The sequence below is a fragment of the Caulobacter sp. GW821-FHT10E02 genome, from assembly GCF_059415225.1.
Genome location: NZ_JBWKMV010000001.1, coordinates 97,716 through 124,095, shown reverse-complemented (window position 1 = coordinate 124,095; position 26,380 = coordinate 97,716). Strand labels below are relative to the sequence as shown.

At 68.0% G+C, this 26,380-nt stretch carries 25 protein-coding genes, 1 pseudogene and 1 riboswitch; of the genes and pseudogenes, 11 read left to right on the top strand and 15 right to left on the bottom strand.

Annotated features, from left to right (window positions below):
• Nucleotides 1–53 precede the first annotated feature (53 nt).
• Nucleotides 54–539, top strand: a complete 486-nt coding sequence (locus tag AC07NI_RS00630; protein ID WP_494614870.1) for a hypothetical protein — start codon at nt 54–56, stop codon at nt 537–539.
• Between the two features lie 2 nt (nt 540–541).
• Here the strand turns inward: AC07NI_RS00630 and AC07NI_RS00625 are convergent, their stop codons facing one another.
• The 5 genes from AC07NI_RS00625 to AC07NI_RS00605 all read right to left on the bottom strand — a co-directional run bounded on the left by AC07NI_RS00625 (nt 542) and on the right by AC07NI_RS00605 (nt 7,266).
• Nucleotides 542–1,015, bottom strand: coding sequence for a low molecular weight protein-tyrosine-phosphatase (locus AC07NI_RS00625; RefSeq protein ID WP_494614869.1), 474 nt, complete (start codon nt 1,013–1,015; stop codon nt 542–544).
• The gene (locus AC07NI_RS00620) at nt 1,012–4,596 is read right to left on the bottom strand and encodes a hydantoinase B/oxoprolinase family protein (RefSeq protein WP_494614868.1); all 3,585 of its coding nucleotides are present in this window, start codon (nt 4,594–4,596) and stop codon (nt 1,012–1,014) included. Before AC07NI_RS00620 ends, AC07NI_RS00625 begins: the two co-directional genes overlap by 4 nt.
• Before the next feature lie 45 nt (nt 4,597–4,641).
• On the bottom strand, nt 4,642–5,217 hold the full coding sequence (locus AC07NI_RS00615) for a TMEM165/GDT1 family protein (protein WP_494614867.1): 576 nt from the start codon (nt 5,215–5,217) through the stop codon (nt 4,642–4,644).
• An 84-nt stretch (nt 5,218–5,301) separates the two neighbouring features.
• Nucleotides 5,302–5,412, bottom strand: a riboswitch (yybP-ykoY riboswitch).
• A 33-nt stretch (nt 5,413–5,445) separates the two neighbouring features.
• Entirely contained in the window at nt 5,446–6,165 is a 720-nt protein-coding gene (locus AC07NI_RS00610; protein ID WP_494614866.1) for a DUF2793 domain-containing protein, read from the bottom strand.
• 93 nt (nt 6,166–6,258) lie between these two features.
• On the bottom strand, nt 6,259–7,266 hold the full coding sequence (locus tag AC07NI_RS00605) for an NAD(P)H-dependent flavin oxidoreductase (protein ID WP_494614865.1): 1,008 nt from the start codon (nt 7,264–7,266) through the stop codon (nt 6,259–6,261).
• A 233-nt stretch (nt 7,267–7,499) separates the two neighbouring features.
• Here AC07NI_RS00605 and AC07NI_RS00600 point away from each other — a divergent pair, with 233 nt between their 5' ends.
• Nucleotides 7,500–8,885: a methylmalonyl-CoA mutase subunit beta gene (locus tag AC07NI_RS00600; protein WP_494618193.1), complete on the top strand. Its 1,386-nt coding sequence runs from the start codon at nt 7,500–7,502 to the stop codon at nt 8,883–8,885.
• 3 nt (nt 8,886–8,888) lie between these two features.
• The gene (gene scpA, locus AC07NI_RS00595; RefSeq protein ID WP_494614864.1) at nt 8,889–11,042 is read left to right on the top strand and encodes a methylmalonyl-CoA mutase; all 2,154 of its coding nucleotides are present in this window, start codon (nt 8,889–8,891) and stop codon (nt 11,040–11,042) included.
• A 6-nt stretch (nt 11,043–11,048) separates the two neighbouring features.
• Here the strand turns inward: scpA and AC07NI_RS00590 are convergent, their stop codons facing one another.
• Together AC07NI_RS00590 and AC07NI_RS00585 are read right to left on the bottom strand one after the other, a co-directional pair.
• Nucleotides 11,049–11,510: a DUF4112 domain-containing protein gene (locus AC07NI_RS00590; protein ID WP_494614863.1), complete on the bottom strand. Its 462-nt coding sequence runs from the start codon at nt 11,508–11,510 to the stop codon at nt 11,049–11,051.
• 43 nt (nt 11,511–11,553) lie between these two features.
• Complete coding sequence (locus tag AC07NI_RS00585) at nt 11,554–12,018, bottom strand: DUF4112 domain-containing protein (protein WP_494618191.1); 465 nt, start codon at nt 12,016–12,018, stop codon at nt 11,554–11,556.
• Between the two features lie 183 nt (nt 12,019–12,201).
• Here AC07NI_RS00585 and AC07NI_RS00580 point away from each other — a divergent pair, with 183 nt between their 5' ends.
• A complete protein-coding gene (locus AC07NI_RS00580; RefSeq protein ID WP_494614862.1) occupies nt 12,202–12,519 on the top strand; it encodes a heavy metal-binding domain-containing protein in 318 nt (105 codons plus the stop codon).
• Nucleotides 12,520–12,522: 3 nt separating this feature from the next.
• Here AC07NI_RS00580 and phaH read toward each other — a convergent pair whose 3' ends face one another.
• The 4 genes from phaH to AC07NI_RS00560 all read right to left on the bottom strand — a co-directional run bounded on the left by phaH (nt 12,523) and on the right by AC07NI_RS00560 (nt 16,391).
• Complete coding sequence (phaH, locus tag AC07NI_RS00575; RefSeq protein WP_494614861.1) at nt 12,523–13,212, bottom strand: phasin PhaH; 690 nt, start codon at nt 13,210–13,212, stop codon at nt 12,523–12,525.
• 91 nt (nt 13,213–13,303) lie between these two features.
• A complete protein-coding gene (chrA, locus tag AC07NI_RS00570) occupies nt 13,304–14,581 on the bottom strand; it encodes a chromate efflux transporter (RefSeq protein ID WP_494614860.1) in 1,278 nt (425 codons plus the stop codon).
• Entirely contained in the window at nt 14,578–15,399 is an 822-nt protein-coding gene (rlmJ, locus tag AC07NI_RS00565) for a 23S rRNA (adenine(2030)-N(6))-methyltransferase RlmJ (protein WP_494614859.1), read from the bottom strand. Before rlmJ ends, chrA begins: the two co-directional genes overlap by 4 nt.
• Before the next feature lie 8 nt (nt 15,400–15,407).
• Nucleotides 15,408–16,391: a helix-turn-helix transcriptional regulator gene (locus AC07NI_RS00560; protein WP_494614858.1), complete on the bottom strand. Its 984-nt coding sequence runs from the start codon at nt 16,389–16,391 to the stop codon at nt 15,408–15,410.
• Nucleotides 16,392–16,475: 84 nt separating this feature from the next.
• On the opposite strand from AC07NI_RS00560, the gene AC07NI_RS00555 reads away from it, so the two are divergent.
• Both AC07NI_RS00555 and AC07NI_RS00550 read left to right on the top strand, forming a co-directional pair.
• A complete protein-coding gene (locus AC07NI_RS00555; protein WP_494614857.1) occupies nt 16,476–16,826 on the top strand; it encodes a hypothetical protein in 351 nt (116 codons plus the stop codon).
• A 295-nt stretch (nt 16,827–17,121) separates the two neighbouring features.
• Nucleotides 17,122–19,647 carry a TonB-dependent receptor plug domain-containing protein gene (locus AC07NI_RS00550; protein WP_494614856.1) on the top strand — a complete coding sequence of 842 codons (2,526 nt, stop codon included), beginning with the start codon at nt 17,122–17,124 and terminating at the stop codon, nt 19,645–19,647.
• Nucleotides 19,648–19,710: 63 nt separating this feature from the next.
• On the opposite strand, the gene AC07NI_RS00545 is transcribed toward AC07NI_RS00550, so the two are convergent.
• Nucleotides 19,711–20,448, bottom strand: coding sequence for an SDR family oxidoreductase (locus AC07NI_RS00545; RefSeq protein WP_494614855.1), 738 nt, complete (start codon nt 20,446–20,448; stop codon nt 19,711–19,713).
• 106 nt (nt 20,449–20,554) lie between these two features.
• On the opposite strand from AC07NI_RS00545, the gene AC07NI_RS00540 reads away from it, so the two are divergent.
• Nucleotides 20,555–21,130 carry a TetR/AcrR family transcriptional regulator gene (locus AC07NI_RS00540; RefSeq protein ID WP_494614854.1) on the top strand — a complete coding sequence of 192 codons (576 nt, stop codon included), beginning with the start codon at nt 20,555–20,557 and terminating at the stop codon, nt 21,128–21,130.
• Here AC07NI_RS00540 and AC07NI_RS00535 read toward each other — a convergent pair.
• Nucleotides 21,127–21,660, bottom strand: coding sequence for a GNAT family N-acetyltransferase (locus tag AC07NI_RS00535; protein ID WP_494614853.1), 534 nt, complete (start codon nt 21,658–21,660; stop codon nt 21,127–21,129). The two genes, AC07NI_RS00540 and AC07NI_RS00535, sit on opposite strands and share 4 nt — an antisense overlap.
• A 169-nt stretch (nt 21,661–21,829) precedes the next feature.
• Between AC07NI_RS00535 and AC07NI_RS00530 the strand changes: the two genes are divergently transcribed.
• From AC07NI_RS00530 to AC07NI_RS00520, 3 genes are read left to right on the top strand one after another with little or no spacing between them, the layout of a single operon-like run.
• Entirely contained in the window at nt 21,830–23,431 is a 1,602-nt protein-coding gene (locus AC07NI_RS00530; RefSeq protein ID WP_494614852.1) for a flavin monoamine oxidase family protein, read from the top strand.
• An 11-nt stretch (nt 23,432–23,442) separates the two neighbouring features.
• Nucleotides 23,443–23,832 (top strand): c-type cytochrome, encoded by a 390-nt coding sequence (locus tag AC07NI_RS00525; RefSeq protein ID WP_494614851.1) that lies wholly within the window; start codon nt 23,443–23,445, stop codon nt 23,830–23,832.
• Between the two features lie 25 nt (nt 23,833–23,857).
• Nucleotides 23,858–24,349, top strand: a complete 492-nt coding sequence (locus AC07NI_RS00520) for a RidA family protein (RefSeq protein WP_494614850.1) — start codon at nt 23,858–23,860, stop codon at nt 24,347–24,349.
• 24 nt (nt 24,350–24,373) lie between these two features.
• Here AC07NI_RS00520 and AC07NI_RS00515 read toward each other — a convergent pair.
• A pseudogene (locus tag AC07NI_RS00515) lies at nt 24,374–24,511 on the bottom strand (hypothetical protein); the annotation flags it as partial.
• 426 nt (nt 24,512–24,937) lie between these two features.
• Between AC07NI_RS00515 and AC07NI_RS00510 the strand changes: the two are divergent.
• Entirely contained in the window at nt 24,938–26,089 is a 1,152-nt protein-coding gene (locus tag AC07NI_RS00510) for an outer membrane beta-barrel protein (protein WP_494614849.1), read from the top strand.
• Nucleotides 26,090–26,140: 51 nt separating this feature from the next.
• Here the strand turns inward: AC07NI_RS00510 and AC07NI_RS00505 are convergent, their stop codons facing one another.
• Complete coding sequence (locus AC07NI_RS00505) at nt 26,141–26,335, bottom strand: hypothetical protein (protein ID WP_494614848.1); 195 nt, start codon at nt 26,333–26,335, stop codon at nt 26,141–26,143.
• Between the last annotated feature and the right edge of the window lie 45 nt (nt 26,336–26,380).

The following is a 26,380-nucleotide window of genomic DNA, read 5'->3' as shown; positions in this document are numbered from 1 at the left end:
ATCGGTTCGCCAGGGCGGGTGTCGGCCCCCTGCCAGGCGAGGAGATTTCCGGCGTGCGGTCCGACCCTTTCTCAGAGAACCATCTGAACCGTTGCGGCCCGGTCGGCCTGGCCGACGGCGAGCGGATCCTGCTCTGGATGCTGCGCCAGTGGGTCACCGCCCGCGTCCTCGGTGAGGAACCTGGACAGCGGCTGTCGAGGAAGGCCGGCGCCTTCGTCTCGCCCCGCGTGGCCACCGCCTTCATCCTGATGATGAGCGCCATCGAGGGCCAGGTCCGCCGCCCACTCTGCGTCTCCGCGCCCTGCTGCAAGGGCTACGCCGACGACGAGCAGCGCCTGATCACCGCCTGCGGCGTCTGCCCCGCCTCCCCCGAGATCGCCGGCCGCCTGATCGAGGGCATGGTGATCACGCCCGAGACCGTCACGGTGATGGCGCGGTTCCTGAACACGGCGCTGGCGAATGATGGCATGGCGTTGCCTATGCGGTTCGACGAGCCGGAGGTGGTGGTGTCGTACGCGAAACGGCCGACGCTGCATTAGGCCTAGCGCCAGCCCTCTTCCGCCAGCCGGCGCGCCAAGGCCTGCGACGCCATCACGACGTCATTCCAGGTCACGTCGAACCCGGCGTCATCGCCGTAGTACGGGTCGGCCACGGCCCGGCCGCGATGGCCCTCGACCAGGTCCAGCAGCAACCCAACCTCCGCGGTCGCATCGGCCGGCGCGACCTGCAGCAGGCCGCGCAGGTTGTCGTGGTCCAGGGCGTAGATGTGGGTGAAGGTCCGGAAGTCATCCGCCTTCACCTGGCGGGCCTTCAGGCCGCTGACATCGACGCCGTTGCGGCGAGCCACGGCGATGGCGCGCGGGTCCGGGGCCTCGCCCGTGTGCCAGCCGCCCATGCCGGCGCTGTCCACCGTCACGTCCAGGCCCAAGGCTTGCGCCTCCGCCCGAAACGCGCCCTCGGCCAGGGGCGAGCGACAGATGTTGCCCAGGCAGACGAAGAGAACCGAAGCCTTCACGCTTTCCCCCAACCACCGCCGCCCGGCGTCTCGATGACGATGCTGTCGCCCGCGCCGACCTCAACGAGATCGGTAGCGGACATCGTCTGAACAGAACCATCCGCGCGTTCGACCCGCGCCTTGCCGACCTGGCCCGAACCACCGCCTTGCAGGCCGAACGGCGGCACGCGGCGGCGGTTGGAAAGCAAGGTCGCGGTCATCGGCTCGCGGAAGCCGATCTTCCGCACCACGCCGTCGCCGCCACGATGCTCGCCCTGCCCGCCCGAGCCGCGCCGGATCGAGAAGGCCTCGACCAGCACCGGATAGCGGGCCTCCAGCACCTCGGGATCGGTCAGGCGGCTGTTGGTCATGTGGGTCTGGACCGCATCGGTCCCGGCGAAGTCTGGCCCCGCCCCCGAGCCGCCGCAGATCGTCTCGTAATACTGCCGCCGCTCGTCGCCGAACGTGAAGTTGTTCATCGTCCCCTGCGCGCCGGCCATGACACCTAGCGCGCCGTAAAGGGCGTCGACCACCACCTGGCTGGTCTCGACATTGCCGGCCACCACCGCCGCCGGATAGCGCGGCCGCAGCATCGAGCCTTCGGGGATGACCAGCTCGACGGGCCGCAGGCAGCCGTCGTTCATCGGGATCTCGTCGTCGACCAGGGTGCGGAACACGTACAGTGCCGCCGCCCGGCAGATCGAGGCCGGAGCGTTGAAGTTGGTCGGGACCTGGTCGCTGGTGCCGGTGAAATCCACGCGCGCGGTGCGGGCTTGCTGGTCGACATCAATGGCCACGCGGACCACCGCCCCGTCATCCAGTTCGTAGGCGAAGGTCCCGCCCTGCATCTTCGCCAGCACGCGGCGAACGGCCTCCTCGGCATTGTCCTGGACGTGGGCCATGTAGGCCTCGACGACGTCCTGGCCGAACTCGGCGACCATGCCGGTCAAGGCCTCGGCCCCGCGCGCGCAGGCGGCGATCTGGGCCTTGAGATCGCCGATGTTCTGGTCGGGATTGCGCGCCGGCCACTTGCCCGAGGCCAGCAGCGCCCGCGTCTCAGCCTCCAGGAACCGCCCGCCTTCGACCAGCAGGAAGTTCTCTATGAGGACGCCCTCCTCCTCGACCGTCTTGCTGGTCGGCGGCATGGAGCCCGGCGTGATCCCGCCGATATCGCCCTGGTGTCCGCGCGCGGCGACGTAGAACAGCAGAGCGCCGGCCGCGTCGAACACCGGCATGACCACCGTCACGTCCGGCAGGTGCGTGCCGCCGTTGTAGGGGGCGTTCAGCATGTAGACGTCGCCGGGCTGCATGCCGCGGCCGTCGTGCTCGCGGGCGTCACGGATGGCCCGCACGCTGTCGCCCATCGAGCCCAGGTGCACGGGCATGTGCGGGGCGTTGGCGATCAGGTCGCCGTCGCGGCTGAACAGGGCGCAGGAGAAGTCCAGCCGCTCCTTGATGTTCACGGAGTAGGCGGTGTTCTGCAGCGCGAACCCCATTTCCTCGGCCACGGCCATGAAGAGGTTGTTGAACACCTCCAGCATGACCGGGTCGGCTTCGGTGCCGATCGCCTTGCGGGTCGGCAGGGCGACGACGCGGTCGAGGATCAGGTTCAGGTGAGCGTCCACGGCCGCGCGCCAGCCGGGTTCGACGACAGTGGTGCCGGTGGCCTCGCGGATGATGGCCGGGCCGAGGATCTCGGCGCCGATGGCAAGGGCTTCGCGATCGAAGACGGGGGTGCTGTGGAGTTCGCCGGCCATGCGGGTTTCGACAGTCGCCAGCGGCCCTTCCTGTTGAATTGCTCCAACGGATTTTAAGTCCGGTGCGTCTCCCGCATCCGAATGCCCGATCGCCTCGACCGACAGCGTCTCGACCACCAGCGGCGTCGTCGGCGAGGTGAAGCCGAAGCGGCGTTGGTGCAGCTCTTCGAACTCTTCGCGCACCCGGTCGCCGAACGGCACGACCAGCGGCGTGTCGGTGCCGGCGTATTTCACCCGCAGGCTGGCGACGGTTTCGACCGAGGCCATCGGCACGTCCTGGGCGCGCAGGGCGGCTTTCGCCTCGGCGGCCAGAACCTTCGCGCGGTCGGCCAGGTCGCCCGCCGCGTCCAGCGGCCGCTCGACCGTCTCTTCGCGGATCAGCCGCAGGTCAGCCAGGCCCATGCCGTAGGCGCTGAGCACCCCGGCGAACGGGTGGATCATCACCTTGGTCATGCTCAGCGCATCGGCCACCAGGCAGGCATGCTGCCCGCCCGCGCCGCCGAAGCAGGCCAGCACGTATCGGGTGACGTCGTAGCCGCGCTGGATCGAGATCTGCCGCACGGCCTTGGCCATGTTCTCGACGGCGATGGTGACGAAGCCCTCGGCGACCTCCTGCGGGGTCATGGCCTTGCCGGTCGCCGCCTCGATCCGCGCCGACACCGCCTCGAAGCCGCGCGCCACGGCCTCGGCGTCTAGCGGCTGGTCGGCATTGGGGCCGAACACCTTGGGGAAGAACTCCGGCCGCAGCTTGCCCAGCATGACGTTGCAGTCGGTGACCGTCAGCGGCCCGCCTCGGCGATAGGCCGCCGGTCCCGGCACGGCGCCGGCCGAAGCCGGACCGACCCGCAACCGCGCCCCGTCGAACGAGCAGATCGAGCCGCCGCCCGCCGCCACGGTGTGGATGTTCATCATCGGCGCGCGCATCCGCACGCCAGCCACCACCGTCTCGAACGCCCGCTCGTACTGGCCGGCATAGTGGCAGACGTCGGTCGAGGTGCCGCCCATGTCGAAGCCGATCACGCGCTCGAAGCCGGCCTCGCCCGCCGTCCGCGCCATGCCGACCACCCCGCCGGCCGGGCCGGACAGGATGGCGTCCTTGCCTCGGAAGGCCCGCGCGTCGGTCAAGCCGCCGTTCGACTGCATGAAGAGCAGCCGGGTATCATGGCCCAGCGCGCCGGCGACCTGGTCGACATAGCGGCGCAGGATCGGCGACAGGTAGGCGTCGACCACCGTCGTGTCGCCTCGCCCGACCAGCTTCATCAGCGGACTGACCTCGTGGCTGACCGACACCTGGGTGAAGCCGATCTCGCGCGCGATCGCCGCGACCCGCGCCTCGTGGTCGGTGAAGCGGAAGCCGTGCAGCAGCACGATGGCGATGGCCCGGAAGCCTTCATCAAACGCCGCCTGCAATCCGGCTCGCGCGGCGCTCTCATCCAGCGGCCGCAACACCTGCCCTTCGACGCTCATCCGCTCGTCGATCTCGACGACGCGGTCGTAGAGGGCTTCCGGCTTGACGATGTGACGCTCGAACAGCTTGGGCCGCGCCTGGTAGCCGATCCGCAGGGCGTCGGCGTGACCCGCCGTGATCGCCAGCACCGTCGGCTCGCCCTTACGCTCGAGCAGGGCGTTGGTGGCGACGGTGGTGCCCATCTTCACCGCGTCGATGGTCGCGCCGTCCGGCAGCAGCGCCCGGACGCCCGCCACGGCGGCGTCGGCATAGTGCTCGGGATTTTCCGACAGCAGCTTGTGGGTGACCAGCGACCCATCCGGCCGCCGCGCGACGATGTCGGTGAACGTACCGCCCCGGTCGATCCAGAATTCCCAGCCGCGCGGATCTTGAGTCATGAGGGACGGAACTCCTTGCTCCGCCCCTCATAGCCGTTGGGGTGTCTACTTCAACAGCCCCGTCAGTTCGGCCACCTGCCAGATACCCAGCAGGAGGAAGATCAGCGCCGCGCCCATCCGCACGTACTTCAGCGGCACGATCTTGGTCGCGGCCTCGCCCAGATACACGGCCGGGACATTGGCCAGCATCATGCCCAGCGTCGTGCCGGCGGCGACCCAGAAGATCGAGTGGAACTTGGCGCCCAGGGCGACCGTGGCGATCTGGGTCTTGTCGCCCATCTCGACCAGGAAGAAGGCGATGGCCGTGGTCACGAAGACGCCGTAGCGGCCCGCGCTCTGGCCCTCTTCATCATCGGCCTTATCGGGGATCAGGGCCCAGGCGGCCATGGCGATGAACGAGATGGCGATGGCCCACTTGAACCAGGCGCCGCTCAGGAAGTCGGCGACCCAGTAACCGGCGGTGGCGGCCAGGGCGTGGTTGGCCAGGGTGGCGACCAGGATACCCATGATGATCGGGATCGGTTTCTTGAACCGCGTGGCCAGGATGATGGCCAGCAGTTGGGTCTTGTCGCCAATTTCGGCGATGGCCACGACCAGGGTCGAGACGAGCAGGCTTTCCACTGAGATAGTCCTCCGGGCCGGGCGCATGCCAATAGCGTCGACGTCCACCCGGCCCGGATGAAAATCGGCGCCATTGGTCTCGCCAAGGAAGCTCAACGTCGCTTCCCTTCCCCGCGCCATGCTCCCGAAGAAGCAAGTGTGTTGACGGCGGGGCCCGCTGATAGATGCGGGCGGCTACTCCCCAAAGGTGAGGGGCGTGTAGCCGCCTGAGCCGCCGCCGTCAACGCGTCAGGCGACCGCAGCCGGCGGGTCGAACCTCAGAACGTGGATGGCCACCTGCACCTTGCCGGTGACGAAGGCCCCGCCGATGGCGCTGATCAGCACCGGCGTGTCGGCATAGTAGGCGGTCGGCCCGACCACCCCGATGTTGCTGGAATTCTTGGCGACGCCCAGCGAGCCGCCGAACTTGTTGACCTCGCCCGAGACCCCGCAGTTGTACGAGGCAGCGCCAGTGATCGCGGCCGTGGTCCGGGTCGAGACGGCCAACACGATGGCGCGGTTGGGGATGGCGATGCTGGTGGCGGTCGAGACGCCGGACAGCGTGACCTCCTGCTCCAGGACCTCCAAGCGGGTGTTGGCGAGGCTGGGCGTCTGAGCCGCCACGGTGCTGCGGAACGTCGCCGACAGCGGGACCCAGGCCGCGCCGTCGAACGCGACCATCTGGTTCTCGTCCTTGATCCAGGCCAGCACGCCCTCGGCCGGAGCGAGTGCCTCCCAGGCTCCGGCCTCGAAGCGCATCAGGGTCCCGGCGGGCGGACCGGACCAGGCGGCGATCCAGACGCCGCCTCTGACGGGGTTGGCGGGCTGAACCGTGACCGACCGGCTCTCGACGGCCAGCTGCACCAGACCGTCCAGCCGGGCGAGGCTCTCATTGATGGGAATGTGTTTCTGCGCCTGGGCGGCGACCACATAGGGCAGGCCGAGGCGAGGCGTGACGTCGTCGAACATGAGCGGCTCCGGGAGCGGGTTGAAGTCGCGCCCAGCATCACGTCGCCGCGAAGGCCGGGGACGAAGCGTGCTCCGTCCCCGTGCTCCACCCGCCTATTCGGCGGCGAAAGCCAAATGATTTCCGGAGGTCAGCGCCGTCTTGGCTGCCAGTTCGGCCTTGGCCTGCTCGTACTCCGCCGCGAACTTGGCGATGAGTTCGGCGGCCGGCAGCACCTCGTCGATCGCGCCGATGCCCTGGCCCGAACCCCAGATGTCACGCCAGGCCTTGGCCTCCTGGTTGCCGCCCGAGCCGAAGCTCATCTTGGACGGATCGCTGACCGGCAGGTTCTCCGGATCCAGGCCCGCCGCCACGATCGACGAGCGCAGATAGTTGCCGTGCACGCCGGTAAACAGGTTCGAATAGACGATGCCGTCGGCGCGGCCCTCGACGATGCCCTGCTTGTAGCCCTCGATGGCGTTGGCTTCTTCGGTCGCGATGAAGGCCGAGCCGATATAGGCCAGGTCCGCGCCCATGGCCTGGGCGGCCAGGATCGACCGGCCCGAGGCGATCGAGCCCGACAGCGCCACCGGCCCGTCGAACCACTGGCGGATCTCCTGGATCAGGGCGAACGGCGACAGGACGCCGGCGTGACCGCCGGCGCCGGCCGCGACCGGGATCAGGCCGTCGGCGCCCTTCTCGATGGCTTTGTGCGCGTGCCGGTCGTTGATGACGTCATGCAGGGTGATGCCGCCATACGAATGGATCGCGCCATTGAGGTCTTCACGAGCGCCCAGCGAGGTAATGACCACCGGGACCTTGTGCTTCACGCACAGCTCGATGTCCTCCTCGAGCCGGTTGTTGGTCTTGTGGACGATCTGGTTGACCGCGAACGGCGCCGACGGGGCTTCGGGGTGGGCCTTGTCGTGAGCGGCCAGTTCCTCGGTGATGCGGTGCAGCCACTCGTCCAGCTGCGAGATCGGACGGGCGTTCAGCGATGGGAAGGACCCGACAATGCCGGCCTTGCACTGGGCGATGACCAGGTCCGGATTGCTGATGATGAACAGCGGCGAGGCGATGACCGGCAGGCGCAGGCGGTCGCGCAGGATCGGCGGCAGAGCCATGGAGGAGTTCCCCTTTGGAGTCGGTCTGGAGCGCCGACATATGTGATCACCGATCAGATTAAACGCGCGTTTGGTTCCGGCGCAAGACTTGACGGCCGTAAGGGCAGGAGCGCATCACGGTCCAAAAGACAAAAAATGCTGCACCGCAGGAGAGAGACGCTTTGACCGTGCCGACGACGTCCCTGGCCGAGGATTTTGGCGCCCAAGGCGACGACGCGACGCGCGCCCGCTGGATGGCCCTCGTCGAGAAGACTCTGAAGGGCCAGAGCTTCGACGACGCCCTCACGGTGAAGACGCCCGACGGCCTGACGATCCAGCCGCTCTACACCGCCCAGGACGGCGTCGCCGTGGCCCGCGACCTGCGCGCCCGTGATCCCGAGCGGCCCTGGGACCTGCGCGTCCGCGCCGCTCATCCCGACGTGTCGCATACCGCCAAGGACGTCCTGACGGATCTTGAGAACGGCGCGGCCTCGGTGCTGCTGCAACTCGATCCGACCGGCGTGAATGGCGTCGCGGTCGGCTCGGCCGACGACTTGGCCAAGGCGCTGTCGGGCGTGCTGATCGACCTCGCCCCCGTCGCCCTGGACGCCGGCTTCCTGGGCCCCAAGGCCGCCGACTGGCTGGGCGCACTGGCCAAGGCCGCGCCGAACGCGCCGCTAGCGTTCCACCTGGATCCCCTCACCGCCTTCGCGATCGCCGGCGTCAGTCCTGGCCCGATCGAGAGCCACGTCTTCAACGCCGCCACGGTCGCCTCGCGTCTGGCCCAGACCTACGTCAAGGCCAGCCTGTTCCTGGCCACCGGCCGCGCCGCCCACGAGGCCGGCGGGTCTAACACCGAGGAGCTGGCGATGATGACCGCCAGCGCCCTGACCTACGCCAAGGCCCTGGTCCGCCAGGGCCTTTCAATGGAAGACGCCTTCGGTCGGATCGTGCTCGGTGTCAGCCTGGACGGGGAATATTTCACCGGCGTCGCCAAGGTCCGCGCGGCCAAGGCGATGTGGGCCCGGCTGACCCAGGCTTGCGGCGTCGAGGTCGCGCCGAGGATCGAGGTCCGCTCCTCGCGCCGGATGCTGGCCAAGGCCGACGCCTGGACCAACCTGCTGCGCCTGACCTCGGCTGGATTCGCCGGCGCGGTCGGCGGGGCGGACGTCATCCTGCTGGACGCCTTCACCGACGCCATCGGCCTGCCCACCGCCTTCGCCCGTCGCCAGGCCCGCAACACCCAGCTGGTCCTGATGGAAGAGAGCAATCTGGGCCGCGTCGCCGATCCGGCCGGCGGGGCCTGGTACCTGGACAGCCTGACCGACCAGATGGCCCGCGCCGCCTGGGGCGGCTTCCAGGCGATCGAGGCCGCAGGCGGGATCATCAAGGCGCTGGAAAGCGGCCTGGTCGCCGACGCGGTGGCGAGCACCCGCGCCGCCCAGGAAGCCGCCTTCGCCGACAAGAGCCGCAAGATCCTCGGCGTCACCGTCTTCCCCAACGCCGACGACAAGACGCCGGAGGTCGAGACGCCCGAGGCCGTCGCCGTCACCGGCCCCGATGTCCGCCTGCCCGGCCCCGACAGCCATTGCCCGGCCCTGACGCCGGTCCGCTTCGCCGCCGCCTTCGAGGGAGCGTAAGCCATGAGCAAGTTCCCCGACTTCACCACCATCGACTTCGCTGAAGTCGCCTCCGCGCCCGCTCCGGAAGGTGAGGCCTGGAACACGCCCGAGGGCGTCGCGGTCGCGCCGGCTTTCGACGCCGACGATGTGGCGGACCTGGACTTCACCGGCGGCTTCCCGGGCGTCGCGCCCTATGTGCGCGGCCCCTACCCGACCATGTACGTGACCAACCCGTGGACGGTGCGCCAGTACGCCGGCTTCTCGACGGCCGAGGACTCAAACGCCTTCTACCGCCGCAACCTGGCGGCCGGTCAGATGGGCCTGTCGGTGGCCTTCGACCTGGCCACCCACCGCGGCTATGACAGCGACCACGAGCGGGTGAAGGGCGATGTCGGCATGGCCGGCGTGGCCATCGACTCGATCCTCGACATGCGCACGCTCTTCAGCGGCATCCCGCTCGACAAGATGAGCGTGTCGATGACCATGAACGGCGCCGTGCTGCCGATCCTGGCGCTCTACATCGTCGCGGCCGAGGAACAGGGAGTCTCGCCCGACAAGCTGTCGGGGACGATCCAGAACGACATCCTCAAAGAGTTCATGGTGCGGAACACCTACATCTATCCGCCCGCGCCCTCGATGCGGATCATCTCGGACATCTTCGCCTTCACCTCGGCGAACATGCCCAAGTTCAACTCGATCTCGATCAGCGGCTACCACATGCAGGAGGCCGGCGCGACGGCCGACCTGGAGCTGGCCTACACCCTGGCCGACGGCATCGAATACGCCCGCGCCGGCGTCGCGGCCGGCATGAGCATCGACGTCTTCGCCCCGCGCCTGTCGTTCTTCTGGGCGATCGGCATGAACTACTTCATGGAGGTCGCGAAGATGCGCGCGGCTCGCCTGCTGTGGGCCCGCCTGATGAAGCGCGAGTTCGAGCCCAAGGACGACCGCTCGCTGTCCTTGCGCACCCACAGCCAGACCAGCGGCTGGTCGCTGGCCGCCCAGGACGTGTTCAACAATGTCTCGCGCACCTGCGTCGAGGCCATGGCCGCCGTGAACGGCCAGACCCAGAGCCTGCACACCAACGCCCTGGACGAGGCCCTGGCCCTGCCGACCGACTTCTCGGCCCGCATCGCCCGCAACACCCAGCTGTTCCTGCAGATGGAGAGCGGCACGACCCGCGTCGCCGACCCCTGGGGCGGCAGCTATTACGTCGAGCGCCTGACCCACGACCTGGCCCAGAAGGCCCTCGCCCACATCGAGGAGGTCGAGGCGGCCGGCGGCATGGCCAAGGCCATCGAGCAGGGCATCCCCAAGCTGCGCATCGAGGAAGCCGCCGCCAAGACCCAGGCCCGCATCGACGCCAATCGCCAGAGCGTGGTCGGCGTCAATCGCTACAAGCCCGAGGTCGAGGACGTCATCCCGATGCTCAAGGTCGACAACGGCTCCGTGCGCGCCCAGCAGCTGGAAAAGCTGGCGCGCCTGAAGGCCGAGCGCGATCCGGCCGCGACCGAAGCCGCCCTGAAGGCGCTGGAAGACGGCGCGCGCGGGACGGGCAACCTCCTAGCCCTGGCCGTCGACGCCGCCCGCGCCAAGGCCACGGTCGGCGAGATCAGCCTGGCGATGGAGAAGGTCTTCGGCCGCCACCGCGCCGTGATCCAGGCCATCGAGGGCGTCTACGGCAAGGAGGCCGGCGCCGATCCCAAGGCCGCCCGCGCCCGCGCCATGGTCGCCGCCTTCCGCGAAGCCCACGGCGGCGCGCCGCGCATCATGGTCGCCAAGATGGGCCAGGATGGCCACGACCGCGGCCAGAAGGTCATTTCCAGCGCCTTCGCCGACCTCGGCTTCCAGGTCGAGATCGGCCCGCTGTTCCAGACCCCGGCCGAGGCCGCCGACGAAGCCATCGCCGCGGGGGTCCACGTGGTCGGCGCTTCGTCGCTGGCGGCCGGCCACCTGACCCTGGTGCCGGAACTGAAGGCCGAACTGGCCAAGCGCGACCGCTCCGACATCGTAGTGGTGGTCGGCGGCGTGATCCCGCCGCAGGACTTCCAGGCTCTGCTGGACGCCGGCGCCGCCAGCATCTTCCCCCCCGGCACGGTCATCGCCGAAGCGGCCATCGAGGTGCTGGAAAAGCTGAACATCCAGCTGGGCTACAGCCAGGGCACGGCGGCTTAAGGCGCGCTAGGCCTTCTTGCGCCCGAACAGGCCGCGCTTCTTCTGCGACCGTTCGAAGGCGATCTCCTCGGGGAGGCCGTGGCGGCTCTCGATGTCTTTTTGCAGCGCCTTGGCGGCCATCAGGTGGCCGGGGAACAGGGTGTCGATCGCCCAGCCCAGGCCGGGGACGGTGTCGGAGAGGTTATCCGCCGCCAAATAAGCCGCCATCCGCGCCAAGGTCCCCGCCGACGCACCCGCGTGGAAAGCATGCATCATCAGGAACGCTCCCGCGCCGAGCCCGTAGGCCAAGCCCACGCCCGGCACCCAGGCCAGCACGCCGTCCAAGCCGAGGCCAAAGGGCCCGATGCCGATCAGACGGTCGGAGACACGCTTGATCGTCTCGGCCGACCGCCAGGCGCGATGGGCCTTGGCGCGGCGGTCCGCGTGGGCGTCGGAATAGCCGGAGGTGACGGAGATGTCGTCGGTCATGCTTCCCTGAACGCCCCGCCTCGCCAATGGTTGTGTTGGGTTTCTAACCCAGGAAGACGACCCGGCGCTTTTCCTTGCCGGCCTGGATGCGGGCCAGCAGGTCCCGGTACTCCTGGGTGCCTTGCACGTCCTTGCGCGCGCCCTCGAAATAGATCGTGTCGTCCATGTGCCGGGTCAGCATGTCGGCCGACCACTTGTGGCCGGTGAACAGCACGTCCAGCGCCTTGCCGGCCACGGGGATCGAGCCGGCCACCGTGTCGATCAGGATGATGGCGCAGATCTGGATGACGATCATCGGCGCGGCGCGCGCGCGGACGGCGTCCAGCACGATCAGGCTGCCGGCGCCCAGGCTGTAGAGCTCGCCCGCCCCCGGGATCCAGGTCAGCAGGCCGTCCAGGCCGATGCCCAAAGGCCCGACGCCGACGACGTTGTCGGACAGCTTCTTCACCCGCTCCACGTTGTTGCGGATGTTGTGCAGTTCGACATGCGATTTCGCGAAGATCACCAGGCGGCTCCGGACGCGGTAAACGCGGGCAATCTGCCCGAAGCACGGCCGCACAGGAAGGGCTGACCCGCCAGATTCCCCCTTTGGGCGAACGGCGTGATGGAAAGTCTCGCGTTTCGAGGGAGCCCCTCGCGAATGGCCGCGTTTGCGCCTAAGTTAACCGCGTTCTCGCGCCAGGATTCCCGGATGCTGATCTCGACCACGCCGTTCATCGAGGGCCGACCGGTCCAGGAGTACAAGGGCGCGATCTATGCCCAGTCGATCCTGGGCGCGAATGTCGTGCTCGATCTGCTGGCGGCCATCCGCGACTTCATCGGCGGCCACTCCAAGTCGTACGAGCGCGTACTGGCCCGCGCCCGCGAGGACGCCCTGAAGGCGCTCGTGAAGGAAGCCGAGAAGGTCGGGGCCAACGCCATCCTGGCCGTCGACCTCGACTACAACACGGTCGGCCCCAACGCCCAGATGATGATGGTCTCGGTGTCCGGGACCGCCGTCGTCCTCTAGGCCTTAAGCTTCCGAGAAACGCTTGGCCTGATCGATCCAGGCTTCGCGCTCGGCGCGCCCCTTCAGGTTCAGCAGTTGGTCGAACGAGGACAGCTCGTCCGGCGTCCAGGCGGCGATCTGGCTGAACTTGGTGACGCCCAGATCGGCCAGCGAGGCCGCCAGCTTGGGACCGACACCGACCAGCTTGGTCAGATCATCGAGCGCGGCTTCAACGGCGGCGGGCGCGGCTTCGACGGCCTCGGTCACGACCGGCTCGGCCGCGACGACGGGTTCGATCACCGCTTCGGCGACGTCTTCGTTAGCGGCGACCACGGTCTCGATCAGCGGCTCGGCGGCGGCCTCGGCGATCTCCTGCGTGGCGTCGAGGACTGTCTCGGTGGTCTCGGCGACCAGGGCGACGGCTTCGACGACCGGCTCGGTGACGGCTTGCAGGATCGGTTCCGGCTGCGCGTCCAGCACGGCCACGGCCTGGGCCGGCGGGGCGACCGGCTCGGGAGCCAGCGCCATCAACGCTTCCAGATTGACCGCCTCGCGCCAGCGGTTCGTCCACCACCAGTAGGTGGCGCCAGCGGCGGCCGCGCCGCCGAACATCAGCCACAGCGGCGAGGCCATGCCGATCGCCAGGTGGGGCGCGGCTGGAGACTCGGTCTTTTCGGCCGTGTGGTCGGGAAGGAAGGAGAAGATCGAAACCATGGCGCGCTCCGTTGGGCTGACAACCGCGATCTATTGCGGTGCAGCATAACACGGAAAATTCGTTCGCAAGCGCAAAAATGCTGACCTTAGGTCAACTCGCGCCGAACACCTTCAGGAGCGCGCCCGCGAGCACCAGGATGCCGATCATCGCCAGCATCGGCAGGCGCGTGGCGAAGGTCAGCGCCAGGGCCAGGACGGTCAGGCCCAGGGCCGCCAGGTTCAGGCTTCCGACGTCCGGCAGCATGACGCTGAGCAGGCCCGCAACCTCCATCGTCTGACCGCTGCGGAACAGCAGGTGGATGGCGAACCACAGCGCCAGCTGACCGATCACGCCAACGGCGGCGGCCGAGATCATGGCCAGGGCCCTCGCGGGCTTGGGCCGGCGGCCCCAGCGCTCGAACAAAGGCCCGCCGGCGAAGATCCATAGGAACGACGGCGCGAAGGTCGTCCAGGCGGCCATCAGCCCGCCCAGCACGGCCAGGACCCAGGCCCACTCGGGCGGCGCGGTCTGGAAGGCGCCGACGAAGCCGACGAAGACGAAGACCAGGATCAGCGGCCCCGGCGTGGTCTCGGCCAGGCCTAGGCCGTCCAGCATCTGGGTCGGCGACAGCCAGCCCAGGGCCGAGGCCGTCTGGCCGATATAGGCCAGGGCCGCATAGGCGCCGCCGAAGCTGATCGCGGCCAAACCGCCGAAAGTCAGGCCCATCCAGGCCAGGACGGAGCTTGGCGCGATCATCCAGGCCATGGCGATCGGGGCCAGCCACAGCGCCAGGCATACAAAGGCCGTCCTGGCCTGCCCCTTCAGCGGCGGGGCGGGCGGTGACGCCTTGCCCTCGCCGCCCGTGGCGGTCAGCCAGCCGAACGCCCCGGCGCAGATGATCACCAGCGGGAACGGCAGGGTCGTGAAGGCCATCACCGCGAAGGCAGCCCCGGCGACGAAAGCGGCCGTGCGGTCCTTGATCGTGCGCCGGCCGATCTTCAGCAGGGCCTGCAGGACCAGCGCGACCACCGCCGCCTTCAGGCCCAGCAGCACCGGCCCGGCCCAGTCCGAACGGCCATGGGCGACATAAAGCGCCGAGAGGCCCAGCATCACCGCCAGCCCCGGCAGCACGAACAGCAGCCCCGCCGCGACGCCGCCGCGAATCCCGTGCATCCGCCAGCCCAGCCAGGTGGCCAGCTGCTGGGCCTCCGGGCCGGGCAGCAGCATGCAGAAGCTCAAGGCCCGGGCGAACTCGTCGTCGTCGATCCAGTCACGGGTCTCGACCACTTCCCGGTGCAGCAGAGCGATCTGACCGGCGGGACCGCCAAAGCCGAGCAACCCGACCTTCAACCAGACGCGCAGGGCCTCGGCGAAGCTGGGGCGGGTCACGTGCGCCAGACGCGCGAGCGGCCGCCCTTTTCACCCAGGTGCGTGGCGATCCAGTCGCCAGCCTCGCTGGCCGCGGCGTCGACACTGGCCGGAGCGCCAACCATCACCATCGCGCAGCCGTTCATCTTCATGGGGTCCGTCAGCGGCCGAAGGCGCAGCTCGGCCACTAGCAGATCACTCGTGACGGTTTCCATCCCGCGCAGGAACGCGTCGAAGGTCTCCAGGTCCTTGACCGGCAACCAGATGGCCAGGGCCGCATCGCGGGCGCGGGCCAGGACATTACGGGTCGTGGTCACGATCTGCTGGTAGTCGTCCGGCCGCTCGAACGGCGGGTCGATGACGATCAAGGGGCGACCGCCCTTGCCGGCCTGCTGCACGGCGGTCGCGTAGCCGTCCTGTTGCAGGATCTTGCAATTGGGCATCGTCGCCAGGGTGCGACGCGCCAGTTCCACATCGTCCGGGCGCAGTTCGCAGCCGGTATAACGATCGTCCTTGCGCAAATGGGCGCCGATCACCAGCGGAGAACCGGGATAGTACTCGACGCCCTTTCCGCCGCTCAGCGTCTTTACGCCCATCAACAGGGACGCGAAGACGGGCGGCGGGTTCGGCTCGGCGATCAACCGGAAAATCCCCGCCTGAGCCTCGCCCGAACGGCGCGCCATCTCGTCGGAAAGATCGTACGCCCCCGCCCCCGCATGGGTGTCGATCACCGCCAGCGCAGGGCTCTCATCCTGCAAGGCCGACAGCATGGCCAGCAGGATCGCGTGCTTGTGCAGGTCGGCGAAGTTGCCGGCGTGGAAGGCGTGGCGGTAGTTCATCCCCGCTCCTACCACGCCCCGTGCGCGCGACCAGCCTCGTGCAGTTCCTCGATCATCTTATCCTTGAGGGCCTGAGGCGCGACGATCTCGACGGAGTCGCCCCAGGTGAAGAGGTGCCAGGCCAGCTCGCGCATGCCGCCGGCCCGGAACGTGACCGTCACCGAGCCGTCCGCCTCCTGCGTGACCTTCTGGGTCGGGTGGAAGCGCCAGCGCAAGGCGTCCTCGGCGCCCCTGGGCTTGATGCGCAGCACTACGTCCTGGATCTCGTCGTGATAGATGCCGAAGCTCTCGGCGGCGAAGGCCTGCAGCGAGAAGTCCTCCGGCGGCGGGGCCGGCTTATCGAGCGCTTTGAGGTCGCTCATCCGGTCCAGGCGCCACGAGCGCGGCTTGCCGCCCTTCCCCTCCAGCGCCACCAGATAGTTGCTGCGGCCGAACAGGACACCCAGCGGCGTCACCTCCCGCGTGCGTCCGGGCGTGCTGCCGCCCTCGTAGCGGAACGACAAGGCCTGCAGCCCCTTGATCGCCGTGCGGATGGTGGCCAGCACCGACTCTTCCTCGAACGGACGCGGGCCGGCGTGGACGGCGATCATCTCGGCCTGAACCAGCGCCTCGACATCGGGGGCCACGCGGCGGCGGGCCGAACCGCGCAGGGCCGACAGCAGCTTGGCCTCCAGGGAATGCAGCGACGCCGCGCGGCTCTCCGCGCCCGAGGCCCGCAGCGAATCCGCCGCTGTGCGCAGGGCCGCCAGCTCCTCGGCGGTCGGGGTCTGGAACAGGCTGTCCAAACCCGAGGGGATGCGGAAGCGCTTGGTCGGCGGATCGTCGATCGCCTCCATCTGCGGGAAGGCGGCCCAGACGGCGTCGCGCATCCGCTCGGCGGTGCGACGGCCGACATCCAGCGCCTGGGCCATCTCGTCCAGGGTCAGGCCCTCGGCCGAACCGGCCAGCATCCGGGCCAGGTCCAGCAGGCGCGTTGCTTTCTCGTGTCTCATGCGTTCCCCAAACAGACGTACAGCTTACGACCGTTTCTGTCGCAATGCCCGCACATTCTGCGGATGTCGAGACTGGAGAAGCCAATGTCGCGCTTTGTTTGCTCCCCTTGGGCCGCCGCCCCCGTCAACCAGGCCATGGTGTCGGCCGTGCTCGACTTCGCCGACATCCATCGCGACCTGGGCGGCGGCCGCACCCTGCGCCGGATCAGCCATGAGCGGGCGGCGCGGGCCGACATCTTCCTGCTGCTGGGCCGCGACGCCGAGCGGGTCACCGACATCGGCCTCGTCTGGAACGACCGCGAGGACCAGATCGTCCGCATCACCGACGACGCCGAACTGCGCGACTCGCGCATGGCCGTCTGGGAAGAAGCCTTCGACCTGTTCGAGACCGAAGATACCGACGAGATGGCCGAACCGATGCGCCTCGTCGCCTGAACCAGACCGCGCCGTTTCGTCCACCACCGCCTCCGCGTGCGAAAAAGCGGCGCCCTTCTGCTCAAAATCCGTGTTCCGCCGCCGCGCAAAACGGCGCCCATCGGGTGCCGGTCGCTGTGTTGCGGATTTATTTCAATGCGCCATTGCCGAAACGCACGACTTCAATCCCCCTGAATAGATCGGACAGTACCCGATATATTTTTAGTACCCGCGTCAAAAATATAAAGTCCGGGGAGAACAACGCCATGGAAGAGGGAATCAACACACGTCCATAAGGACAATGAGGGGGTTACTAATGACTCGGCGTTTCAAACCCGCGCTTTTGGCGGGTATTTCTGCGCTATCCGTTACTCTCGTATACTCTGATTTTGCTTTCGCAGCTGACACGCCTCCGGAGCCGCCTGGCACGGAAGTCGACACCATCATTGTCACCGGCACGCGCCAGACTGGCCTGCGCGTCATCGACAGCCCCGCCCCCGTCCAGGTCGTCGACACCAGCACGCTGGAGCGCACCGGCGCGGTCGATCTGCGCCTGGGCCTGGCCAATCTGGTCCCGTCGTTCAACGCCCAGGCGTTCGGCGGCGACACCGCCAACCTGACCCTTTCGGCCCGCCTGCGCGGCCTCTCGCCCAACCAGGCCCTGGTGCTGGTCAACGGCAAGCGCCGCCACACCACCGGCAACCTCGCCGTGCTGTCGGGCGTCTATCAAGGCGCTGCCGCCGCCGACCTCGGCTTCATCCCGATGGCCAGCATCGGCCGCATCGAGGTGCTGACCGACGGCGCCGCGGCTCAGTACGGCACCGACGCCATCGCCGGCGTCGTCAACATCATCCTGAAGAAGAACCCGTCGGGCGGCTCGATCTCGGCCACGGGCGGCGAATATTTCGACGGCGGCGGCAAGACAGCCGGCGGCGCGATCAACATCGGCATGGCGCCGACCGAGAACAGCTATCTGAACATCACCGTCGAGAGCAAATACCACGGCTTCTCCAACCGTGGCCTGCCCGACCAGCGCGTGTTCAACCCGGCCAGCCCCGGCTACTCGGCCGCCAACAACGCCGTCGAGAGCAAGATCCCCGGCTATCCGAACCTGAACCTGATCTCGGGTGACGCCGAGTACCGCCTGAACAACCTGACCTACAACGCCGGCATCGAACTGCCGGCCGACTTCGAGGTCTATTCGTTCGGCACCCTGGGCCACAAGGACGCCTCGGCCTACGAGAACTACCGCCGCTACAACCGCATCATCGGCAAGATGGGCGCCGCCCTCGACATGCCGTTCCCGAGGGGCTTCAGCCCGCGCGAACGCATCATCGAGGACGACTACGCCATGACCCTGGGCGTGTCGGGCAAGGTCGCTGGCTGGGATCTCGACGTCTCGTCGACCTACGGCAAGGACGATATCGAGGTCCGCGTCGAGGACTCGGCCAACGCCAGCCTCTATGTCGACACCTCGACCACGACGACCAAGGGCTTCAGCCCCACCTCGTTCCACGCCGGCAGCTGGCGCACGACCCAGTGGACCAACAACGTCGACCTGCGCCACGACTTCGAGGTCGGTTTCTCGGCCCCGATCAACGTGGCCCTCGGCTACGAACAACGCCGCGACACCTACCGCATCGGCCAGGGCGACGCCGCCTCGACCTACAAGGAAGGCTCGCAGTCCTATCCGGGCTTCCAGAAGACCGACGCCGGCGGCCATTCGCGCACCAGCTGGGCGCTGTACGGCGACGTCGCGGCCACGCCGGTTCCGGAGTGGAAGATCGACGCGGCCGTCCGCTACGAGAAGTTCAGCGACTTTGGCGACACCACGGTGGCCAAGCTGACCAGCCGCTATGACTTCAACGAGATGTTCGCCATCCGCGGCACGGCCTCGACCGGCTTCCGCGCCCCGACCCTGGCGGAATCCTACTACTCGGCGACCAACGTCTCGCCGACCAGCGCCTTCGTGCAGCTGGCCCCGAACTCCGCGGCGGCCCGCCTGCTGGGCATCGATGGGCTGAAGCCCGAGAAGTCGAAGAACTACAGCCTCGGCATCGTGGCCCACCCGATCCCGAAGATGACGGCGACGATCGACGCCTACCAGATCAACCTGAAGAACCGCATCTTCGGGTCCAGCTCGGTCTACGGCCTGCGCAACGGCGTCGTGGTCAACAGCAACGTCAACGCCGCGATCGCCGCCAACGGCAACGTGCTGGACAGCACGGTGGCCAGCACCGGCATCAACATCTTCTCGAACGGCCTGGACACCCGCACCCGCGGCCTCGACTTCGTGGTCGCCTATCCGACCGATCTCGGCGACATGGGCCGCATCGACTGGACGCTGTCGGGCAACTTCAACAAGACCAAGATCACCAAGGTCAAGGCCGCCCCGACGGCGCTCGCCACCACCAGCGTCGCCTTCCCGACGGGTCAGGTCCTGTTCGCCGGCAACGCCGCCTCGCTGCTCGAGAAGGCCGCGCCGAAGTACAAGATCGGCCTGAACGGCCTCTACACCTTCGGCAAGCTGTCGCTGTCGCTGACCGAGACCTTCTACGGCAAGGCCTCGGCCCTGTCGGATCCCGGCACCGGCCCGCTGCTGGACACCGTGGCCAGCAGCGCGGCGATCACCGACGCCGAGCTCTCCTACAAGTTCCCGGTCGGCGTCACCGCCGCGATCGGGGCCAACAACCTGTTCAACAAGTATCCGGACAAGTTCTCGGCCGCGTTCCAGACCGCCTGTATCGCTTCGGGCGGCGGCTGCGTGACCCAGTACCCGGGCTTCTCGCCCTACGGCATCAACGGCGGCTACTACTACGGCCGACTGACCTACGCCTTCTAAGGCCGGGTCACAGACTGATAAGCGAAGGGGCGGGCCGCGAGGTCCGCCCCTTTTGCTTGGGCGTCAGGCCGTCCAGCCGCCGTCGATGGTCAGGCTGGCGCCGGTCATGTAGCCCGCGCCCGGACCCGCCAGCCAGGCGACCAGGTCGGCGATCTCGTCGGCCTTGCCGATGCGGCCCAGCGGCAGCTTGGGACGGATGTAATCCATCAGGTCTGCGGTCATGTCGGTCTCGACCGGACCCGGCTGGACGTTGTTGACGGTGATCTGGCGAGGCGCGAAGTCCAGCGAAGCCCCGCGCACCAGCTGGGCCACGGCGGCCTTGGTCATGGCGTAGACGCTGGCGCCCGGACTGCCGATCCGCTCGGCGGTATTGCTGCCGATGGTGACGATGCGGCCGCCGTCCAGCAGGTGTGGCGCGGTGTAGTGGATCGCGGCGAACACGCCCCGCACATTGACGGCCAGCATGCGGTCGAAGTCGTCGAGCGCGAACTGATCGATGGTCCCGCCGATCAGCACGCCGGCGTTGACGACCAGCACCCCCAGCTTGCCGAAGCGCGCGACGGCGACCTCGACCGCGCCGCGCACGGCCTCGGCATCGGCGCTATCGGCCTGGATCGCGAGAGCGGTCCCGCCGGCCGCCTCGACGTCCTGGACCAGGGCGGCGGCCTTATCGGGCGAGCTGACATAGGTGAAGGCGATCGGACGCCCCTCGGCGGCGAGACGGCGGACGATGGCGGCGCCCATGCCGCGTGAACCGCCGAAAACCAGGGCCGGCGCGGTGGGCGAGAAGGTGATGGACATGATGGTTTTCCGTTTTGGACTGATTGGTCCTAAACTCATGATCCTTTCCAGACCGATCAGTCAAGAATATTCTGGACTCACCGGTCCGGAATGGTAGGATACCCCTATGGCCAGACCCTCAGAGTTCGACCGAGACGAGGCGATCGCCAGCGCGATCAAGGTGTTCGCGCGTCACGGCTATGAGGCCGCATCGACCAGCGACCTGCTCGAAGGCATGGGCATCGCCCGCCAGAGCCTTTACGGCGCGTTCGGCGACAAGCGGCGGCTGTTCCTGGAAGCGCTGCGCCGGTACGCGGCCGACTCGCTGGCCCAGATGCGCGAGGCGCTGGCCACGGGCTCGCCGGCCGAGGGCGTCGAGGCGGCCCTGCTGGTCGGCCTCGGCTCCAGCGCCGATGTAGAGACCGGCTGCCTGGGCGTCGGCTCGATCGTCGAGTTCAGCCGCTCGGACCCTGACATCAACGCCCAGAACGACGCCGCTGGTGTAGTTGTGATCGCGGCCTTCGCCGACCGGGTCCGCGACGGCATGGCCGCCGGCCAGTTCGACTCCGGCCTCGACGCCGAGTCGGCGGCCAAGATGCTGCTGGCGTTGCGGTCGGGCCTGAAAGTCTCGGCGCGCGGCGGTACCAGCGAGGCCGATCTACGCGAAGCCGCCCAACTCGCGCTGCGCGGCCTGCGGGCCTAGAGCCCCTTCCCCATCCGGATCAGCGGCACGCGATAGCCCGTCGAGGTCACCGCCTCGAACGGCTCGATCTCGTGGTAGCCGCACGCCCGATACAGCGGCACGCCGCCCATGGTCGCGGCCATCTCGACGCGCGTGAAACCCTCGGCGCGGGCGGCGGCCTCGCAGGCATCCAGCACGACTCGGCCGACGCCCTTCCGCGTATGGTCGGGGTGCGTGTACATCGCCCGCACCCGGGCGGCGTCGACCTTGGGGTCCAGCAGCGCCGCGTCGCGGCCGGCCGAGTGGTCGCCGCCGAACAGGGTGGCGCGCCGGCTCCAGCCGCCGCAGCCGGCGATCTCGCCCGCATCCTCGACCACGAAATAGGTCCCGTCGGCGATCAGCTGGGTGTCCAGGCCCATGATCTCGAACGAGGCCTTCACGCCCTCGGGCGGCAGGAACGCCTGGAGCAACTCGCCGATCGCGCGGTCCATCAGGGCCGACAGCACCGGCATGTCCCCGGGAGTCGCCAGGCGCAGGGAAAGCTCTTTCATCTCGACGCACACCGATCGCTCAAAGGGCGCCCCCGGCGCCCAATGCCGAGGCTTCTAACATGTCAGCCTCGTGACGAACCCGAAATGAATTGCGCCGATCGGGCCGGGATTTCGAGATGCCCTCAGCCGACGCGGTGAAGCCCGTCGGCCAACAAAGGGCGGGGATTATATGAGCGGATTGGACGCGTCTTCGGCGGGTGGGGTGCTCACACGTCGTCGGTTCTTCGAAAGCCTGGCCGCGGTGGGCGGCATGTCGCTGGTGCTGTCGGGCATGGAGGCGCTGGGCTACGGCATGGCCTCGGCGACCGAGCTGCCGCCCGAGCTGAGCGGCGGGGCCAAGAACACCAAGATCGTCATCCTGGGCGCGGGCCTGGCGGGCATGACCGCCGCCTACGAACTGAGCAAGGCCGGCTATCAGGTGCAGGTGCTGGAGGCCCGCTCTTACGCCGGCGGCCGCTGCCAGACGGCGCGCAAGGGCTTCAAGCACACCGACCTGATCGGCCACGAGCAGACCTGCGAGTTCGACGAGGGCCAGTACATCAACCACGGCCCGTGGCGGATCCCGTACCACCACCGCTCGACCCTGCACTACACCAAGAAGTTCGGGGTGCCGCTGGAGAGCTTCGTCAACGACAACGACGCGGCCTACATCTATTTCGAGAAGGGCCAGGGCCCGCTGGCCGGCAAGCCGGTGCGCAAGGGCGAGGTCGCCGCCGACATCCGCGGCTACACCGCCGAGCTGGTCGCCAAGGCCGCCAGCCAGGGCCAACTGGACGCGCCGCTGACCGGCATCGACCGCGAGAAGTTCGTCTCCTATCTGGTCACCGAGGGACGCCTGTCCAAGGACCTCGCCTACAAGGGCACCGAAGGTCGCGGCTTCTCGATCCATCCGGGCGCGGGCATGAGCCCCGGCCCCGGCAAGGAGCTGCCGCCCTACGCCTTCAAGGACGTGCTCGACAGCGGCGCCTGGAAGGTCCTGAGCTCGGTCACCGGCTACGAGCAGCAACGCACCATGCTGCAGCCGATCGGCGGCATGGACCAGATCGCCAAGGCCTTCGAGAAGCAGGTCGGCCCGATGATCCGCTACGGCGCGGTCGTCGAGAAGATCAAGCAGTCGCCGACCGGCGTGACGGTCTCGTACAAGGGCGCCGACGGCAAGAAGGCCGAGGTCACGGCCGACTACTGCCTGTGCACCATACCGCTCAGCGTGCTGAAGCAGATCGACCTGGACGCCTCGCCCGCTTTCAAGGCGGCGATGGAAGGCGTGGCCTACGCCCCGGTCAACAAGATCGGCATCCAGATGAAGAACCGCTTCTGGGAGGACAAGCACCACATCTATGGCGGCCACATCTATACGGACCTGGCCGGCATCAACTCGATCACCCTGCCCTCCTATGGCTGGCAGGGACAGAAGGGCGTGCTACTGGGCTACTACGCGTTCGGCGGCGAGGCGGCCAAGATCAGCGCCAAGAGCCCGGCCGATCGCGCGGCCTTCGCCGTGGCGGCGGGCCAGAAGATCTTCCCGGAATACGCCGAGAACTTCGACAACGCCTTCTCCTTCAGCTGGCACCTGGCCGAGTACAATCTGGGCGGCTGGGCCGAGTGGGGCGAGACCGGCCGCAAGGACTGCTACCCGACGCTGTGCGAGCCCGACGGCCGCCTGTACCTGGCCGGCGAGCACCTCAGCTATCTGGGCGGCTGGCAGGCCGGGGCCATCGAGTCCGCCTGGCAGCAGATCGGCAAGATCCACGCCCGCGTGTCGCAAGCCTGAGACCCGAGACCATGATCAGCAAAACCCACCTCGCCGCCCTCGTCGCGGCGCTCGCCCTGCCCGCGCTCGCGTCGGCCGCCACCCCGCAGTCGCAGTTCCTGGACAACTGCTCGGCCTGCCACCAGCCTACGGGCAAGGGCGTCAAGGGCGCCTTCCCGGCCCTGGCCGGCTCGGCCTTCGTGCAGGGGGATCCGAAGATCGTCATGACCACCGTGCTCAATGGCCGCGCGGGCATGCCTGCCTTCAAGGACGACCTGACCGACGCCGACCTGGCGGCCATCCTGACCTATGTCCGCTCGTCGTGGGGCAACAAGGCTTCGGCCATCAAGCCCGCCGACGTCCTGGCCGCCCGCAACGCCGCCAAGGCCGCCGCCAAGGCGCGCGGCCTGCAGGCCCACTAATCCAAATTCCAACGGGAGAGACATCATGAAACGCCTCATCGCCCTCGCCGCCAGCATCGTCGCCCTCGCCGGCTTTGACGCCGCCGCCCACGCCCAGGAGATCGTCCGTGGCGGCGACGCCAAGGCCGCCATCGCCAGCGTCGTCACCGTGCCGGCCGGCTTCGACACCATCTACGTCTCGGGCATGACCCCGCCGGTGATCGACGAGAAGGCCACGGGCGTGGCCAAGTTCGGCGACACCAAGACCCAGACCCTGGGCGTGCTGGGCCGCATCGAGGCCGCGCTGAAGACCCAGGGCGCGACCATGGCCGACGTCGTGATGATGCGCGTCCTGCTGGTTGGCGACCCGGCCAAGGAGGGCAAGATGGACTTCATGGGCATGATGGAGGGCTACAAGACCTTCTTCGGCACGGCCGCCCAGCCCAACAAGCCCGCCCGCATCACCAGCCAGATCACCTCGCTGGTCCAAGACGGCATGCTGGTGGAGATCGAGGTCCAGGCGGCGAAGAAGAAGTAAGCGCAGCCGAAACCCACCCAGCTTGTCATCCCGGAAAGCGCATAGCGCTTGTCCGGGACCCAGGGGCCGGCGCAATGCGGTTGCCCCTGGGTCCCGGCTCTCCGCTTCGCTGCGGCCGGGATGACAAGCGGGGGTGCGATGCTGGGCAGCGTTGCTCGACACTCCAAATTTCACCGTTCCACGAAATAATTTCGTGACAACGTTGTCAGATCGATTTCAAACGTCTATATGGAACTCAGCCCTTTCGGGCGTTTCCTCCCAATGACTCGGCCGCCTTCTTCTCCTGGAAGGCGGCCGTTCTTTTGTCTGGGCGCCAGCGCATCCGCCGCTCAAACGACATTACTCAAATTCCAAGACATACTTTGATACGATCCAGCAAATATCTGGAAATCTTATCATTTTCCGATGTAGAAATGTTCAACCATTGAGCCACAAGCCGCTCAATATTTAGCCCGTAAGCAGAAGATAGGCGCAGTTCAGCGCCACTATGCTTCGCCGCGACCGGTTCACGTCTCAGCCTTTGGACATTCGACACGCCCTTCCGCTCGACCGGAAGACCGCGGTTGTCGTCGTCCAAGGGGATAGTCCATGAAATACGCCAAGTCCGCCGCGCTCGCCGGCGCCGCCATGATGCTCGCCCTGGCCGCCGCCGGATCGGCCGCCGCCCAGGCCATGACCACGCCGTCGATGAGCTGGCCCCTGGCCGCCAATCCCAAGCCGACCTCCATCGACGCAGGACCGCTCGGGAACGTCTACGTCACCGGCGCGATCAGCGGCATCGGCTATGTGCAGGACCGCAAGGCCGGCAGCGACGTCAAGGCGCGGGGCGACATCTCGAACGCCCAGGTGATGGTGCAGACCACCGAAGGGCCGATCCAGTTCTTCGCCCAGTTCGGCGCCTATTCGTTCCCGACCGTGGGCGTTCCGTATGGCGAGGCGACCGACAACACCAAGAACACCTTCGGCACGGTGTCGCAGGCGTTCGTGAAGTTCGTGCCCAGCGAAAACGTCTCGATCATGGTCGGCAAGCTCCCGACCCTGATCGGCGCCGAGTACAGCTTCACCTTCCAGAACGCCAACATCACCCGTGGCCAGCTGTGGAACCAGGAGAACCTGATCAACCGCGGCGTCCAGGTGAACTACGCCGCCGGCCCGCTCAGCATCTCCGCCTCGCTGAACGACGGCTTCTATTCCGACAAGTACAGCTGGGGCTCGGCCCTGGTGTCCTACGCCGTCAACGACAAGAACGTCATCGCCTTCGCCGGTGGCGCCAATTTCGACAAGGCGGTCGACGTCGCCACCTCGGCCACGCCGCTGCTGCAGAACAATTCCGAGATCTACAACCTGATCTGGACCCACACCAACGGGCCGCTGACGATCATGCCCTACGTCCAGTACACGCGCGTGCCGAAGATGCCGTCTCTGGGCGTCACCGAGAAGGCCTCCACCACGGGCGTCGCGGTGCTGGGCAAGTACAGCTTCAGCGACACCTTCTCGCTGGCCGCCCGGGCCGAGCACATCACCACGGACGGCAATGGCGTGACCAACCTGCTGTATGGCCCCGACAGCAAGGCCACCACCCTGACCCTGACGCCGACCTACCAGAAGGGGGCGTTCTTCGTCCGGGGCGAGGTCGCCTACATCAAGCTGAACGACTACGCCGCCGGCTCAGGCCTCGGCGCCAACGGCGACAAGAAATCCCAGACCCGCGCGCTGATCGAGACGGGTATTCTGTTCTAGGACTGGAACTGGCCCCGTCTTCTCTCGCGGGAGACGGGGCGGCTAGGCGGCTCAAGCCGAGATGTTGACCAGGGTGCCGGTCAGTTCGCCCGTGGTCTGGGCCAGGGCCGCGCCGGCCGAGGCCGTGGCCTGGGCGTTGGCCTGGGCCACCGCCAGCTGCGTCAGGTCGACGATCTTCGCGGCGGCGTCGCTCGAAGCGGCCGGGCGCGGCGTGTACTGGGCGGTGCTGGAGGCGGAAATCTGCACGACGCGTTCCTTTGCGGATCGCGGGCAATCTGGCCGGCAAGCCTT

Bases quoted from the DNA above. Each gene is read 5' to 3' on its own strand.
- AC07NI_RS00620 (WP_494614868.1), bottom strand. From the start codon at position 4,596: ATGACTCAAGATCCGCGCGGCTGGGAATTCTGGATCGACCGGGGCGGT.
- AC07NI_RS00610 (WP_494614866.1), bottom strand. From the start codon at position 6,165: ATGTTCGACGACGTCACGCCTCGCCTCGGCCTGCCCTATGTGGTCGCC.
- AC07NI_RS00605 (WP_494614865.1), bottom strand. From the start codon at position 7,266: ATGGCTCTGCCGCCGATCCTGCGCGACCGCCTGCGCCTGCCGGTCATC.
- AC07NI_RS00600 (WP_494618193.1), top strand. From the start codon at position 7,500: ATGGCCCTCGTCGAGAAGACTCTGAAGGGCCAGAGCTTCGACGACGCC.
- scpA (WP_494614864.1), top strand. From the start codon at position 8,889: ATGAGCAAGTTCCCCGACTTCACCACCATCGACTTCGCTGAAGTCGCC.
- AC07NI_RS00590 (WP_494614863.1), bottom strand. From the start codon at position 11,510: ATGACCGACGACATCTCCGTCACCTCCGGCTATTCCGACGCCCACGCG.
- AC07NI_RS00580 (WP_494614862.1), top strand. From the start codon at position 12,202: ATGCTGATCTCGACCACGCCGTTCATCGAGGGCCGACCGGTCCAGGAG.
- phaH (WP_494614861.1), bottom strand. From the start codon at position 13,212: ATGGTTTCGATCTTCTCCTTCCTTCCCGACCACACGGCCGAAAAGACC.
- rlmJ (WP_494614859.1), bottom strand. From the start codon at position 15,399: ATGAACTACCGCCACGCCTTCCACGCCGGCAACTTCGCCGACCTGCAC.
- AC07NI_RS00560 (WP_494614858.1), bottom strand. From the start codon at position 16,391: ATGAGACACGAGAAAGCAACGCGCCTGCTGGACCTGGCCCGGATGCTG.
- AC07NI_RS00555 (WP_494614857.1), top strand. From the start codon at position 16,476: ATGTCGCGCTTTGTTTGCTCCCCTTGGGCCGCCGCCCCCGTCAACCAG.
- AC07NI_RS00550 (WP_494614856.1), top strand. From the start codon at position 17,122: ATGACTCGGCGTTTCAAACCCGCGCTTTTGGCGGGTATTTCTGCGCTA.
- AC07NI_RS00545 (WP_494614855.1), bottom strand. From the start codon at position 20,448: ATGTCCATCACCTTCTCGCCCACCGCGCCGGCCCTGGTTTTCGGCGGT.
- AC07NI_RS00540 (WP_494614854.1), top strand. From the start codon at position 20,555: ATGGCCAGACCCTCAGAGTTCGACCGAGACGAGGCGATCGCCAGCGCG.
- AC07NI_RS00535 (WP_494614853.1), bottom strand. From the start codon at position 21,660: ATGAAAGAGCTTTCCCTGCGCCTGGCGACTCCCGGGGACATGCCGGTG.
- AC07NI_RS00530 (WP_494614852.1), top strand. From the start codon at position 21,830: ATGAGCGGATTGGACGCGTCTTCGGCGGGTGGGGTGCTCACACGTCGT.
- AC07NI_RS00525 (WP_494614851.1), top strand. From the start codon at position 23,443: ATGATCAGCAAAACCCACCTCGCCGCCCTCGTCGCGGCGCTCGCCCTG.
- AC07NI_RS00520 (WP_494614850.1), top strand. From the start codon at position 23,858: ATGAAACGCCTCATCGCCCTCGCCGCCAGCATCGTCGCCCTCGCCGGC.
- AC07NI_RS00510 (WP_494614849.1), top strand. From the start codon at position 24,938: ATGAAATACGCCAAGTCCGCCGCGCTCGCCGGCGCCGCCATGATGCTC.